Source organism: Streptomyces sp. SJL17-4 (assembly GCF_036826855.1).
In the GTDB taxonomy this organism is placed as follows: Bacteria; Actinomycetota; Actinomycetes; order Streptomycetales; family Streptomycetaceae; genus Streptomyces.
On the sequence record NZ_CP104578.1, the window covers coordinates 1,412,076 to 1,425,891 of the forward strand.

Annotated in this window: 13 protein-coding genes, 1 pseudogene and 1 riboswitch; of the genes and pseudogenes, 6 read left to right on the top strand and 8 right to left on the bottom strand. The window is 71.9% G+C overall.

All coding sequences use genetic code 11. The features are described 5' to 3' along the window. Positions 1-108: 108 nt before the first annotated feature. Together N5875_RS06265 and N5875_RS06270 are read right to left on the bottom strand one after the other, a co-directional pair. A pseudogene (locus N5875_RS06265) lies at positions 109-1,187 on the bottom strand (DUF6745 domain-containing protein). A gap of 116 nt (positions 1,188-1,303) precedes the next feature. Further along, positions 1,304-1,630 (bottom strand): hypothetical protein, encoded by a 327-nt coding sequence (locus N5875_RS06270; protein WP_318209658.1) that lies wholly within the window; start codon positions 1,628-1,630, stop codon positions 1,304-1,306. A 156-nt stretch (positions 1,631-1,786) separates the two neighbouring features. Between N5875_RS06270 and N5875_RS06275 the strand changes: the two genes are divergently transcribed. The 5 genes from N5875_RS06275 (at position 1,787) to N5875_RS06295 (ending at position 7,129) form a co-directional block, all read left to right on the top strand. After that, a complete protein-coding gene (locus N5875_RS06275) occupies positions 1,787-2,770 on the top strand; it encodes an STM4015 family protein (RefSeq protein ID WP_338492173.1) in 984 nt (327 codons plus the stop codon). Further along, a complete protein-coding gene (locus N5875_RS06280) occupies positions 2,767-3,960 on the top strand; it encodes an STM4014 family protein (RefSeq protein WP_338492174.1) in 1,194 nt (397 codons plus the stop codon). The genes N5875_RS06275 and N5875_RS06280 overlap by 4 nt, the downstream gene beginning before the upstream one ends. Before the next feature lie 11 nt (positions 3,961-3,971). Continuing rightward, entirely contained in the window at positions 3,972-4,793 is an 822-nt protein-coding gene (locus tag N5875_RS06285) for an STM4013/SEN3800 family hydrolase (RefSeq protein ID WP_338499096.1), read from the top strand. Then, entirely contained in the window at positions 4,790-6,127 is a 1,338-nt protein-coding gene (locus N5875_RS06290) for an STM4012 family radical SAM protein (RefSeq protein ID WP_338492175.1), read from the top strand. Before N5875_RS06285 ends, N5875_RS06290 begins: the two co-directional genes overlap by 4 nt. A 123-nt stretch (positions 6,128-6,250) precedes the next feature. Next, a complete protein-coding gene (locus N5875_RS06295; RefSeq protein ID WP_338499097.1) occupies positions 6,251-7,129 on the top strand; it encodes an STM4011 family radical SAM protein in 879 nt (292 codons plus the stop codon). Here the strand turns inward: N5875_RS06295 and N5875_RS06300 are convergent. Further along, complete coding sequence (locus tag N5875_RS06300) at positions 7,116-7,910, bottom strand: SGNH/GDSL hydrolase family protein (protein WP_318209662.1); 795 nt, start codon at positions 7,908-7,910, stop codon at positions 7,116-7,118. The two genes, N5875_RS06295 and N5875_RS06300, sit on opposite strands and share 14 nt — an antisense overlap. A gap of 169 nt (positions 7,911-8,079) precedes the next feature. Then, entirely contained in the window at positions 8,080-9,093 is a 1,014-nt protein-coding gene (locus N5875_RS06305) for a LysM peptidoglycan-binding domain-containing M23 family metallopeptidase (RefSeq protein ID WP_338492177.1), read from the bottom strand. 4 nt (positions 9,094-9,097) lie between these two features. Next, positions 9,098-9,258, bottom strand: a riboswitch (cyclic di-AMP (ydaO/yuaA leader). A gap of 388 nt (positions 9,259-9,646) precedes the next feature. Between N5875_RS06305 and N5875_RS06310 the strand changes: the two genes are divergently transcribed. Continuing rightward, the gene (locus N5875_RS06310; protein ID WP_318209664.1) at positions 9,647-10,468 is read left to right on the top strand and encodes a tyrosine-protein phosphatase; all 822 of its coding nucleotides are present in this window, start codon (positions 9,647-9,649) and stop codon (positions 10,466-10,468) included. 24 nt (positions 10,469-10,492) lie between these two features. Here the strand turns inward: N5875_RS06310 and N5875_RS06315 are convergent, their stop codons facing one another. The 4 genes from N5875_RS06315 to hpnH all read right to left on the bottom strand — a co-directional run bounded on the left by N5875_RS06315 (position 10,493) and on the right by hpnH (position 13,816). Continuing rightward, positions 10,493-10,648, bottom strand: coding sequence for a DUF6126 family protein (locus tag N5875_RS06315; protein WP_318209665.1), 156 nt, complete (start codon positions 10,646-10,648; stop codon positions 10,493-10,495). A 34-nt stretch (positions 10,649-10,682) separates the two neighbouring features. Then, on the bottom strand, positions 10,683-11,327 hold the full coding sequence (locus N5875_RS06320) for a helix-turn-helix domain-containing protein (protein ID WP_318209666.1): 645 nt from the start codon (positions 11,325-11,327) through the stop codon (positions 10,683-10,685). Positions 11,328-11,401: 74 nt separating this feature from the next. Beyond that, the gene (locus tag N5875_RS06325; RefSeq protein WP_318209667.1) at positions 11,402-12,787 is read right to left on the bottom strand and encodes an aspartate aminotransferase family protein; all 1,386 of its coding nucleotides are present in this window, start codon (positions 12,785-12,787) and stop codon (positions 11,402-11,404) included. A 6-nt stretch (positions 12,788-12,793) separates the two neighbouring features. Continuing rightward, complete coding sequence (gene hpnH / locus N5875_RS06330; protein ID WP_318209668.1) at positions 12,794-13,816, bottom strand: adenosyl-hopene transferase HpnH; 1,023 nt, start codon at positions 13,814-13,816, stop codon at positions 12,794-12,796.

The window sequence follows — 13,816 nt, forward strand, 5'->3', positions numbered from 1 at the left end:
CCTCCCGTACGCCACTCCCGACCGCCGACGCCCTTCACCTCTCCGTACCAGTCGCTCCTCCGCACGGCCGGGCCGCCGCTGCCGGGGCGCCGCTCCCGGGCCGCGCGCTCAGGTCTGGACGAGCGGCTCGTACACGTCGGGGTGCAGCCCGAAGGTCCAGGCGACGCCTTCCCGCGCGGTCCGGGTCGCGGGCGGAACCCGGAGCCAGTACGTGCGGTGGCTGCCATCCGGCTCGGGCGTGGAGTTGACCACCTCGACCATGACCACGTCCTCGTCGTCGGCCAGCTCGATCCGCCACAGGACACCGGTCTCGTCGCGGTGCTGGTGCCGGGCGCCCGAGGAGGCGAGATAGCGGTCGTAGCCGTAGTACTCCAGCATCACGCGCCGCAGTTCGGCGTTCTCCTCCTCCCGTATCCGCTCGGGAGTGAGCCGGCGAGCCCGGCGAGGAAGTCGGCGGGCACGGTCATCCCCCGCCAGGCGTACAGGGCGAAGCCGTCGGCGAAGGCGAGCGCGGGGCCGTCGCCCCGGTCGAGCCGTCCGGCCTCGTCCCGGTGCAGCTCGACGGGCCGCTCGCAGACCACGGCGACGTTCTCGTACGGCCACCACCAGCCCGCGTGTTCGGCGACGGCGCCGAGGCCGGCGAGACGGTCGCCCTGACCGTCGAAGGCGGCGAGCCAGGCCGCGTCGTGCTGGCCGAGCACCGCGTCGAGCAGCACGAGCCGCACGGCGGTCGTCTCCCGCCCGGAAGGCGCCGGGCGGGCGGACCCGCCGGAACCCCCGGCAGCGGCGGGGTCGGCCCGTCCCGCCGGGTCGGCGGCGGTCGCGGCCTCCGTCACCCCGGCCCGTATCCGGTCGGCCAGGCTTCGGGTGAGGTCCCAGAGGTGGGCCCCGGTCGCCTGCCAGTGGGCCGCCCAGCCGGCCGGGCCGAGGGTGTCGTGGAGGCGGCGCCGCTCCTCGGCCCACGGCCGGGTGCGCACCTGGTCCCGGACCGAACGGCCCGGGTCGCTCAGCCCCCGTACGAGCGTGACGGCCGCGAGCGGCGAGTCCGCCCAGAGCACGCGCGCCGGCTCGGCGAGGCCCGCCGTGCGGTAGGCGAGCCGGACGCCGGCCTCGGCGGCGGCGCGGTCGGCGGGCCCGGTGGCCGCGGCGACGGATCGCCACTTGTCCTGCGCGGTGGTGCGGTTCATGCCGGCGTTGTTCGTGTCGGTGTCATTCGTGTCGGTGTCATTCGTGTCGGCGTCATTGATGTCGGCGTCGTTCATGTCGGCGTGGTTCATGTGGAAGCCCCCCAGGTCTCTGTCGGTCAGTCCGCGACGATCCGGTACGCCCCGGGCACGTACTCCCGCTGGCGCACCACCCGGTACCAGCCCTTGGGCAGCGGTATCGGGGCGTGCTCCTCGTGCACCACCCGGCCGCCCTCGGGCAGTTCGAGCAGCAGCGGGCCGAAGGGCCCCGGCTCCCGGACGAGTCGGCCGGGCCCCGGGATCGCGTGGGCGTGTCCGGTGACCTCGCCGAGGGCCAGGACCAGCCGGCCACGGGCGTCCCTCGGCTCCCCCGCCGCCGCCTTCACCCGCTCCGGAACGGCCGTCTCCGCGACGGACACGATCAGTACGTCTCCCTGCCGGTACATGACTCTCCCCTCCCCGTTCGGCGCGGTACGGCCGAACATGAGAACGACGCTAGAGGCCGGGTCTGACAATCGGCCCCGGACTCCGCGCTGTCGGTGCCGCTTGGTAGAACTCTGGGGATCAGCCGATCCACGCCGTCCGTTGCCGGGAGCGCAGTCATGACCGTTGGCCACTACCTCGAGGAATTCCACGGGCTGCCCGTGTTCCACTTCCAGGACCCGGAGTCGGAGTCGGAGTCGGAGTCGGACACACGGGGCGAACTGCCCGACGCCGCGGCGGTCGCCTGGCGGCTCTCCGCGCCGACCTACTGCGAGGACGACGACGAGCAGTGGGGTGCGCAGTTCGAGCGGTTCCTCAAGACGGTCGACGTCGGGCGGGTGCGCGCCCTGGTCGTCGGCGGCTGGGACGAGGCGTACGAGAACTCCTCGGCGGACATCGTCACGGCGCTGATCGCCGCCAACAACCGGCTGACCTCCCTGGAGGCGGTCTTCCTGGGCGACATGACGGGCGAGGACTGCGAGATCAGCTGGATCATCCAGTCCGACGTGACCCCGCTGCTCGCCGCCTACCCGGCCCTGCGGGAGTTCGGGGTGCGCGGAGGCTCGGAACTGGCCTTCCCCTCGATCCGGCACACCGGCCTGGAGACCCTGGTCGTGGAGACCGGCGGTCTGGGTGCCGACGTCGTGCGCGGGATCGTGGGCAGCGACCTGCCCGCCCTGGAGAACCTGGAACTCTGGCTCGGCACCGACGAGTACGGCGGCGACAGCACGGCCGACGACCTCGCACCGCTGCTCTCCGGCGCGGCGTTCCCCGCCCTTCGCTCGCTCGGCCTGTGCAACAGCGTGATCCAGGACGCCATCGCCGCCGCCGTGGCGGGCGCCCCCGTCCTCGCCCGCATCGAGCGGCTCGACCTGTCGATGGGCGTCCTCACGGACGAGGGCGCGGCGGCCCTGCTCGACGGCCAGCCGCTGACCCACCTGACCCATCTCGACCTCTCCCACCACTTCCTGTCGGAGGCCATGCGGGAGCGGGTGCTCGCCGCGCTCGCCCCGCACGGCGTGACCGTCGACCTCGGCGACGCGCAGGTGCCGGACGACGACGGCGACGGCCGGGTCTACCGGTACGTCGCGGTCGCCGAATGACCGCCCACCCGCGCCTCGTGGTCGTCGGAGACCCGGTGGGCCGCCGCGTCGCGTTCTTCCAGGACGCACTGCGGTCCGCCGGGCTGCCCGAGGCGCGGGTGGTGTCCTGGCCCGAGGTGCTGCGCGGTGCGGCGCGGTTCGCCGAGGGCGAGACCGTACGCCTGGACTCGCCCGGCGAGGACCCGGAGGCCGACCGGCTCCTCCGGGAGGTCGACGATCCGGCGCGGGTCGAGGGCACCGGCCGCTGGTACGCGCGGTTCGTCGCCGCCACGGCGGAGCTCGCCCGGTCCGTCGCCGACGCGGGGGCCGGGCTCGTCGACGACCCCGCCGAGCTGGCGGAGCTGTTCGACAAGCGACTGAGCCACGGCCTGCTCCGCACGGCCGGGGTACCGGTGCCCGAGTCGCCGACGTCCGGCCCCGCCGCCCCTGTCGTACGCGGCTGGGCGGATGTCAGGGCCCTGACCGCCGAGCCCGGACTGCGCCGGGTCTTCGTGAAGCTCGCGCACGGCTCCTCCGCCTCGGGAGTCCTCGCGGTCGAGACGAACGGCGCGGGCCGGGTCCACGCCACCACCTCGGTGGAGCGCGGTCCGGACGGGCTTCTCTTCAACTCCCTGCGGGTGCGGCGCTACACGAGCGAGCACGAGGTCGGCGCGATCGTGGACGCCCTCGCCCCCGACGGGCTGCACGTCGAGCGCTGGCTGCCCAAGGCCGCCCAGGGCGGCCGGGCGGCCGACCTGCGGGTGGTGGTGATCGACGGGCGGGCCACCCACGCCGTGCTGCGCACCAGCCGCTCCCCCATGACCAATCTCCATCTGGGCGGGACCCGGGGCGATCTGCTCGCGGCCCGGGCCGCGATCGCCGCGGCCGGCGCGCGGTGGACGGACGCGCTCGCCGTGTGCGAGCGGGCCGCCGCGGTCTTCCCCGGCACCCGGTGCGTGGGCGTCGACCTGCTGCCCTCGACGGGCTGGCGCCGCTTCGCCGTGGGCGAGGTCAATGCCTTCGGCGATCTGCTGCCGGGCCTCACGGGACTGCCCGGCAGCGGTGCCGAGGGCCTCGACACGTACGCGGCCCAGGTCGCCGCCCAATTCCCCCGTACCCACCAACCCACCGGCACCGAGACCGGGACCGGCATCAGCACCAGCACCAGCACCAGCACCAGCACCAGCACCACAGGAACGAGCACCGCGTGAATCAGCCCGACATGAACACGGTCGTCGGGAGCCACGATCTGCTCCTGGTCACCCTCGACACGCTGCGGTACGACGTGGCGGTCGAGCTCGCGGCCGCGGGCCGCATCCCGCACCTGGCCCGTCATCTGCCCGGCGGCGTCTGGGAGCGGCGGCACGCTCCCGGCAGCTTCACCTACGCCTCTCACCAGGCGATCTTCGCCGGTTTCCTGCCCACCCCGGCCTCCCCCGGCCCGCACCCGCGGCTGTTCGCGGCGCGCTTCGCGGGCAGCGAGACGACCGCCGACGGCACCTATGTCCATGACACCCCGGACTTCGTGTCCGCCCTCGCGGGCGCGGGCTACCGGACGGTCTGCGTCGGCGGTGTCGGCTTCTTCAACAAGCAGCCGCCGCTCGGCACCGTGCTCCCCGGTCTGTTCCAGGAGAGCCACTGGGAGCCGTCGTTCGGCGTCGCCTCCCCCACCTCCTTCGAGTCGCAGGTCGCACGGGCCGAGGAGGTCGTCGCCGGTCTCCCGCGCGAGCGCCGGCTGTTCCTCTTCGTCAACGTGTCCGCGCTGCACCAGCCCAACTGGTTCCATCTGCCCGGCGCGACCCGCGAGACCGGCGACTCCCGCGCCACCCACGCCGCCGCACTGGAGTACGTCGACCGGCACATCGGGCGGCTCTTCGCCGCGATGAGCAGCCGCCGGCCGTGTTTCGCGATCGTCTGCTCCGACCACGGCACCGCGTACGGGGAGGACGGCCACACCGGTCACCGGCTCGGCCACGAGGTCGTGTGGACGGTCCCGTACGCGCAGTTCGAGCTCGCCGGCCCGGAGCGGGAGGCCGTGGCATGAGCGAGAGCACCGCCCCGCGCCCGTACCGCAGCTACGTCTACGCCTACCCGCACAAGACGGCGTACCGGCCGCTCACCGACCCCGCGCCGACCCTCGCCCAGCTCTGGCGGGACGAACCGAAGGACGCGCTCTCCCTCTACGCGCACGTACCGTTCTGCGAGGTGCGCTGCGGCTTCTGCAATCTCTTCACCCGGATCGGCGCCCCCGACGAGCTGACCACGCGCTATCTCGACGCGCTCGACCGCCAGGCCACGGCCGTCCGCGAGGCCCTCGGCGACCGGGCCCCGGTGCGGTTCGCGACGGCCGCGTTCGGCGGTGGCACGCCCACCTTCCTCACCGCCGGCGAACTGGAGCGGCTCTGCGACATCGCCGAGAAGCGGATGGGGGTGGATCTGCGGGCGGTGCCACTGTCCGTGGAGACGTCCCCCGCGACGGCGACCGCCGACCGCCTCGCCCTGCTCGCCGAGCGGGGCGCGACCCGGCTCAGCATCGGGGTGCAGAGCTTCGTGGAGGCCGAGGCGCGGGCGGCCGTCCGGCCGCAGCGTCGCGCCGACGTCGAGTCGGCCCTCGGCCGGATCCGGGACACCGGCGTCCCCGTGCTCAACATCGACCTGATCTACGGCATCGACGGACAGACCGAGGAGTCCTGGCGTTCCTCGCTCGACGCCGCCCTCGCCTGGCTCCCGGAGGAGCTGTACCTCTATCCGCTGTACGTGCGTCCGCTCACCGGCCTCGGCAGGATCTCCCCCGCCGCCGACCGGGAGTGGGACGAGCAGCGGCTGCGCCTCTACCGGTACGGCCGGGACCACCTCCTCGCCCAGGGCTACGAGCAGGTGTCGATGCGGATGTTCCGCCGGTCGGACGCCGCACCGCTCGGCCCCGACGACCACGCCTGCCAGACCGACGGGATGATCGGCCTGGGCTGCGGGGCCCGCTCGTACACCTCGGCCCTCCACTACTCCTTCGACTACGCCGTCGACATGCGGGAGATCCGTACGATCATCGACGCCTACACGGAGACCGCGGACTTCTCGCGGGCCGAGGTCGGCCGGTGGGTCGACGCGGGGGAGGCCCGGCGCCGCCATCTGCTCCAGTCGCTGCTCCAGGCCGAGGGGATGCCGGTCGCCGGGTACGAGGAGCGGTTCGGTGCCTCGCCGTTCGCGGACTTCCCGGCGGAGCTGGGCCGGTTCGAGGCCCTGGGCTGGCTGGACGAGGAGGCGCCCGCCGGGCTGCTCAGGCTGTCCCCGGAAGGCCTGGCCCACTCGGACGGCCTCGGCCCGGAGCTCTTCTCCCCCTCGGTGCGGGCCGCGATGGCCGCGTACGAGCCGAAGTAGGCGGCGGCCGTGGACCTGACACCGATCCCGATCGCGGGCCTGGGCATCGGCCTGCCAACGCCGCCGATCCCGGACCCGGGCATGGACCTCACCCTGCCAACGCCGCCGATCCCGGACCCGGGCATGGACCTCACCCTGCTCTACCGCGGGCCGCTCTCCTCCTGCGACTTCGACTGTCCGTACTGCCCGTTCGCCAAGCGCCGTGACAGCCGGGAGCAGCTGCGCGCGGACCGGGCGGCGCTCGAACGGTTCACCGGGTGGGCCGCCGGGCAGACCGGGGACCGGCTGCGTGTCCTGTTCACCCCGTGGGGCGAGGGCCTGGTCCGCTCCTGGTACCGGCGGGCGCTCGTCGAGCTGTCCCGGCTCCCCCACGTGGAGCGGGTGGCGATCCAGACGAATCTGAGCTGCCGGACCGACTGGCTGGCGGATGCGGACCCGGAGAGCGTGGCGCTCTGGTGCACGTACCACCCGGGGCAGACGCCGTACGAGCGTTTCCTCGCCAAGTGCGGGGAGCTGGCGGAGCGGGGCATCCGCTTCAGCGTCGGTGTCGTCGGACTTCCCGAGCACGCGGAGCACGCCCGGCGGCTGCGGGCCGCGCTGCCGGCGCACGTGTACCTCTGGGTGAACGCCGCCGAGGGGCACACGTACACCGACGCGGAGGCCGCGGAGTGGACGGGGATCGACCCGCTCTTCCCGTACAGCCGTCGCCCGCACCGCTCGGCGGGGCTCCCGTGCCGGACCGGGGAGTCGGTGATCTCGGTGGACGGCGAGGGGACGGTACGGCGCTGCCACTTCGTCAAGGCCGAGCTGGGGAACCTGTACGACGGCTCGTACCGCGCCGCCCTCCGCCCCCGCGCCTGCCCCCTCGCCGTCTGCGACTGTCACATCGGCTACGTCCATCTGGAGACGCTGCCGTTGTACGACGTGTTCGCCGGCGGGGTCCTGGAGCGGATCCCCGCCGACGCGCACCCGCGGACGGTCCCCGGAACTACAGGGGCATGAGGTCGGGGCGCTTCGCCTCGACGTGGTCGCCGGAGCTCTCGCCGCGCAGCCGGCGCCCGATCCAGGGCACGAGGTACTCCTTGGCCCAGTGGATGTCGTCGCGGCGCACCTCGAGCGGGCCGCGCGGGGGTACCGGCGGCCACGCCTGGTCCGGGTCGGCCGGCACCGGCAGGCCGAGGACCTGCGCGGCGCGCAGGGCCACCCGGGTGTGGCCGTCGGGCGACAGGTGCAGCCGGTCGTCGTCCCAGGCGCGCCGGTCCTGTACGGACTTCAGCGACCACAGGTCGAGGACCGGGCAGCCGTAGCGGTCGGCGATGGCCCGGACGTGCCCGTTGTACGTGGCGATCTTGCCGCGCAGGTGCTTGAGGAGGATCACGTCGCGGGTGTCGAAGCCGGTGGTCACCATGACGGTGCCGACGGCGGAGGTCAGTCCGGCGACGGCGCGCTCGAAGCGCTCGGCGACGTCGTCGGGGTCCGTGCCGGGGCGGATGATGTCGTTCCCGCCGGCGCAGAAGGTCACCAGGTCGGGGGCGAGTTCCTTCGCCCGGGGGACCTGTTCCGCCACGATCTGGTCGAGGAGGCGCCCGCGTACCGCCAGGTTGGCGTAGCGGAAGGCGTCGTGCTCCGGCAGCTGGTCGGCGAGCAGCACCGCGAAGCGGTCCGCCCAGCCGACGTACGTCCCGTCGGGCCCGGGGTCTCCGACGCCCTCGGTGAAGCTGTCACCGATCGCCGCGTACGACCCGAATGCGTTCTTGTCTCTTGATCTCGAATCGTCTGCCACGGGTGCACATCCTTCCCCTTCGGATGTGACTTACGCGACCGTAAGGAGGGGTTGACGCCGGGTGACATATGCCACCGATAAAGAATTTGCCAAGCCGGAATAGGCCGAAGGCCCGGCACGTGGGTGCCGGGCCTTCGGGGAGCTGCTCGTGTCAGCGGGGGACGCTCCGTCAGACGGAGACGCCGTGCTGACGGAGGTAGGCCAGCGGGTCGACGTCGGAGCCGTAGCTCGGCGAGGTGCGGATCTCGAAGTGCAGGTGCGGGCCGGTGGAGTTGCCGGTCGAGCCGGAGAGGCCGATCTGCTGACCGCCGGAGACCGTCTGGCCGGTCGAGACGGAGAGGGAGGAGAGGTGGGCGTACTGCGAGTAGTTGCCGTCGGCGTGCTGGATGACGACCTCGTTGCCGTAGGCGCCGCTCCAGCCGGCGGAGACGACCGTGCCGGCGCCGACGGCGCGGACGGCGGTGCCGGAGGAGGCGATGAAGTCGACACCGGTGTGGTAGCCGGAGGACCACATGGAGCCCGAGGCGCGGTACGGGGTGGAGAAGCCGCCGCTGACCGGGGCGACCCAGCCGGAGGCGGAGGTCGAGGCGCCGGAGGCGGAGGCCCCCGACGACTGCGAAGCCGACGAGCCCGACGACTGCGTGCTCGCGGCCGGAGCGGCGGCGCGCTCGCTGCTCCGGGAGGCACGCGTGCTGTCGCCGTTCTTCGAGGAGCTCTCCGCAGAGGCCTTCGCCGGGCTCTTGGGGGCGGCGGCCTTGGGCGCGGCGCTCTTCGGTGCGGCCTTGGCGGTGCTCTTGGCGCCGAGGGTGAGCTTCATGCCCGGCAGGATGAGCGAGGGGTCCTCGCCGACGACCTGACGGTTGTCGGCGTACAGCTTCTGCCAGCCACCGGTGAGGTCGTGCTCGGCGGCGATCTTCGACAGGTAGTCGCCCCGCACGACGGAGTACGTCTTCGGCGCGGCCTTCGTGGCGGTGGGCGCGGCCTTGGCGACGGCGGGGGCCTTCACCTGGGCGGCGGCGGTGACGGCCTGGCCGGGAGCGGCCGGGGCGGCCTGCTCGGCGGCGTGGGCACCGGTGGCACCGAGGAGCGGGAGGGCGACAACGGCGCCTCCCGTACCGGCGGCGGCGATTCCGCGGGTGAGGCGGTTGGACTTGATGCGGCGGTGCTTACCCTTCGCGGGCATGGCGAATTCCTCTCCGGCGCCTACGAGGTGAGCTGTCGGGTTCGGACTGGAGATGTCCGGTCACGCTCTCGCGCGACTTCACCCCGAGCCGTCCTGCGTCGCGGGACCGGCGTACTTCCTTGGGTCCCCCGCTCCTGCCACGCATGGGATGGGTGGAATTCCGGACGGTGGCAGGATTCGGCGGTCCGACCGGATTGACGGTGACGCTAGACGAGCGGGGTCGGCACGAACAAGCCACGGATTTCTCCCGGCTTTCCCCGTACGGCCTTTCACCCGGAATTCCGGTCACCCTCCGTGGATGACGGACCCTCGATTTCCTTTTTGCGCAGGGCATTTGCTTCGGGCGTCCGGCCACGATCCGTCACTTCTATGACCCTGCTCACGCGCCGAGACTCATCTCACCTGTAAACAGGGCGCGTTATACGCAACGCCTCAATTCGGACAGATCACCCATTCCCGTCCAGGGGGGTGCGCCATCACAGCCCCACCTGGATGATTGCCCCTGGAACCGATCTCGCGTCGGGCACCCGAACGTCGACCATCAGGAGCATCCGTGACGCAGCAGCTGCCGCAGGTCCCGCCCATCGAAGCGAACGAACCCGAGCTGGCCGAGGTCCGCAACTTCCGGGATGTGGGCGGCCTGCCGACGACGGACGGGCGCGCCGTGCATCCCGGCCGCCTCTTCCGTAGCGGCCACCTCGCCCACGCCACCGAGGAGGACGTCACCTTCCTCGACTCGCTCGGACTGCACACCGTCTTCGACTTCCGGAACCTCGCCGACCGGAAGATCGAGGGCCCGGACGTCGAACTGCCGGGCGTACGGAACGTGAACATACCCCTCAACGACCCGGCCGACGGAAAGGAGTTCTGGAAGCTGGTCCGCGACGGCGACATCGAGCAGCTGCGGGACATCCTCGGCGACGGCAAGGCCGCAGCCCGAATGTCCGACTCGTACCGGAAGATGGTGGTCGAGCGGACCATGGAGCACAGCCGGATCCTGCACTCGCTGGCCGAGGACAGCCTCCCCGCCCTGATGCACTGTGCGGCCGGCAAGGACCGCGCGGGGCTCTCCATCGCGATCACCCTGCTGGCCGTCGGGGTCGAGCGGGAGGCGATCGAGGCCGACTACGTGAAGTCGAACGACCCGCACCGCCGCTACAAGGTACGCCGCAGCTCCACCGCCCCGGACGCGATGTCGCCCGAGGTGATGGAGCTGCTGAGCCCGCTGTTCGACGCGCGGGTGGAGTACCTGCGGGGCGCCTTCGAGACGATCGAGGCGACCTGGGGCTCGGTGGACACCTACCTCACCGAGGGCCTGAAGCTGTCCCCGGAGACCCGCGAGCGCCTCCGCGAGCGGCTGCTCACGGAGGCGTGACCAGGGCCTACCGGTTACCGGGGCCTACTGGTTCTGGCCGCCCAGCATGAACAGCAGGTAGAGGAAGCCGGCGAAGAGGTGCCCGGCGATCAGATAGGCGAAGAGGCGCAGGACGAGCCCCTTGGGGAACTTGCCCTCGCCTCGCTCTTCGCCGGTGACAGGTCGTGCCTTCTCGGACATCTCGGTCCTTTTCTGTCGAAGGAAGTACGCGGGATCAGCGCCGGTGCGGAGTTCCGTCGCCGAGACACAGCTCGGCGACGGGGCTCTGCATCAGGGTGTGGACGAAGAGCAGCTCGGCCCCGCCGGGGGTCGCCGCTCCGATCCGGTGCGGGGTCAGCGAGTCGAAGTGCGCGCTGTCCCCGGGATCGAGGACGTGGACGGCCTCGCCGAGGGCCAGCCGCACCCGGCCCTCCAGGACGTGGATCCACTCCTCGCCGGGGTGGACGCGCACGATGTCGGCCCGGGTGGCGTACGGCACATGGACCCGCAGGCACTGCAGGGCGCGCCCGGCGCCGCCCGCCTGGCGGTAGATCCAGCCGTCGGCCTCGACGGGTTCGGAGCGTCCGGCGCGGACGACGGGGTCGCGCTCGGGAGGCGTCTCGCCGAGGAGCTCGGAGACCGTCGTACCGTAGATACGGGCGAGGGCCAGCAGCATCGGAAGCGAGGGCTGCCGGTTCCCCGTCTCCAGACGCGAGAGGTGGGCGGGCGAGAGACCGGCCCGCTGGGCGGCGGCCTCCAGGGTGAGTCCCCGGCGGCGGCGCAGGGCCCGCAGCTGCGGGGCGACGTCGGGCAGGACGTCGGGCGCGGCGGGGCCCGGGGTGGCAGGGTCCGGGGAGGATTCCCCGGGGACGTGGTCCATGCGTCCATTCCGCCAGGATCGTGCCTCTGAGGCAAGTTTCTTGCCCCAGAGGCAAAATCCCGGGGTCGCGCGGGTCAGCGCTGCGCGACCGCCTGTTTCACCAGGGTCTTCCCGAAGTCCCACATCAGCCCGCCACCGCCGTGGGCCTCGTCCATGACCTCGGTGAACGCGGTCACGAACCGCTCCACGTCCGCCTCGTCGATCACCAGCGGCGGGATCAGCTTGATCACCTCCAGATGGTCCCCGGAGACCTGGGTGAGGATCCGGTGCCGCTGGAGCAGCGGGACGACGACCATCTGGGCGAAGAGTCCCTTCCGGGCCGCCTGGAGCATGGTCCAGCGCCCGCGCAGCCCCAGCGAGGACGGCCGGCCGAACTCGATCCCGATCATCAGTCCGCGCCCGCGGATCTCATGGAGGAGCTCGTACCGGGGCACGAGCTCCTTCAGACGTCCGGAGAGCACGTCGCCGATCCGTCGGGCGTGCGCGACCGTCCCCTCGTCCTCCATGACCGCGAGGACGGCGAGCCCGGCCGCCATGGCCTGCGCGTTCGATCCGAAGCTCGCCGAGTGGACCAGGACCCGGTCCATCGACGAGTAGACCTTCTTGAAGATCCAGTCCTTGCCGAGGGTGGCGCCGACCGGCACGTATCCGCCGGAGAGTGCCTTGGCGACACAGACGAGGTCGGGTTCGACGCCGTCCTCGTGCTGGTACGCGTAGAAGTCGCCGGTCCTGCCGAGGCCGGTCTGCACCTCGTCGGCGATGAGCAGGGCCCCGTGCCGGTGGAGCAGCTCCTGGGCGGCGCGCAGGAAGCCCGGCGGGGCCTCGTGGACGCCCTTGCCCTGGATGGGTTCGACGACGAAGGCGGCCACGTCGCCCCTGCTCAGTTCCCGCTCCAGGGCGTCGAGGTCGCCGAGCCCGATCGCGGTGTCGGGCAGCAGCGGGGCGAAGCCGTCCCGGAAGCCGCTCTCACCGTTGACGGACAGGGAGCCGGTGGTGAGCCCGTGGAAGGCGTGGTGGCAGTAGAGGACCCTGGGCCGCCCGGTGGCGTACCGGGCGAACTTGAGGGCGGTCTCCACGGCCTCCGTGCCGCTGTTGCCGAAGAAGACCCGGTCGAGGTGCGGGCTGTGGGTGAGCAGCCTCTCGGCGAGGAGTCCGGGCAGCGGCTGGCAGTCGAAGCGGGTGAGGTCGGCGAGCTGGGCGTCCAGGACGTCGTGGAGGGCCTTGCGGACGACGGGGTGGTGCCGTCCGAGGCCCATCACGCCGAAGCCGGCGAGCATGTCGAGGTGGTCGACCCCGTCGGCGTCCCAGAAGTGGGCGCCCTCGGCCCGCTCGTACACCTTGTCGAAGCCGATGGTGTGGAGCATGCGCGGCAGCTGGTGGTTGAGGTAGCGGGCGTGCAGCTCGTACCGCTCGCCGCCGCGCTCGGCGAGCAGAGCCCGCAGGTCGAACTCACCTTCCACGGTCGCTCACCCGTTGTTCCCGGAGACGGTCTCCCTGATGGCGCGCAGGGATTCCTTGAGAGAACCCATGGTGGCGAGGACGGCGGTGGGCTCGTAGCCGCAGTGCGCCATGCAGTTGGCGCAGCGCGGGTCCTTGCCGCGGCCGTACTTGTCCCAGTCGGTGTCCTCGATGAGCTCGCGGTACGTGGGGACGTATCCGTCGCTCATGAGATAGCAGGGTCGCTGCCAGCCGAAGAGCGAATAGTTCGGAATGGCCCAGGCGGTGCACGGGAAGTCCGCCTTTCCTTCCAGGAAGTCCAGGAAGAGCGGCGAGTGGTTGAGCCGCCAGCGGCGCCGGTTTCCGCCGGCGAAGGCCTTCTTGAAGAGCTCGCGGGTCTGCTCGACGCCGAGGAAGTGCTCCTGGTCGGGGGCCTTCTCGTACGCGTACGCGGGCGAGATCATCATCTCGTCGACCTGGAGGTCGTCGTTGAGGTAATTCAGCACCTCGATGATGGTCTGCGGGGTGTCGGTGTTGAAGAAGGTCGAATTGGTGGTGACGCGGAAACCGCGCCGCTTGGCCTCCTTGATGGCCGCCACCGCCTCGTCGAACACGCCTTCCTTGGCGACGGATTCGTCGTGCCGCTCGCGCAGGCCGTCGATGTGCACGGCGAAGGCGAAGTACGGCGAGGGCGTGAAGTCCTCCAGCTTCTTGCGCAGCAGCATCGCGTTGGTGCAGAGGAAGACGTACTTCCGCTTGGCCACCAACTGGCGGACGATCTCGTGGATCTGCGGGTGCATCAGGGGCTCGCCGCCCGCGATGGACACCATGGGGGCGCCGGACTCCAGGACGGCGCCGACCGCCTGGGCGACCGGCATGCGCTGCTTGAGGACACCTGCCGGGTGCTGGATCTTTCCGCAGCCCTCGCACTTGAGGTTGCAGGCGAAGAGCGGCTCCAGCTCGACGATCAGCGGGAACTTCTCACGCTTGCGGAGCTTCTGTTCGAAGAGGTAGGTCCCGACCCGGATGGACTGACGGAGCGGCATGGCCAT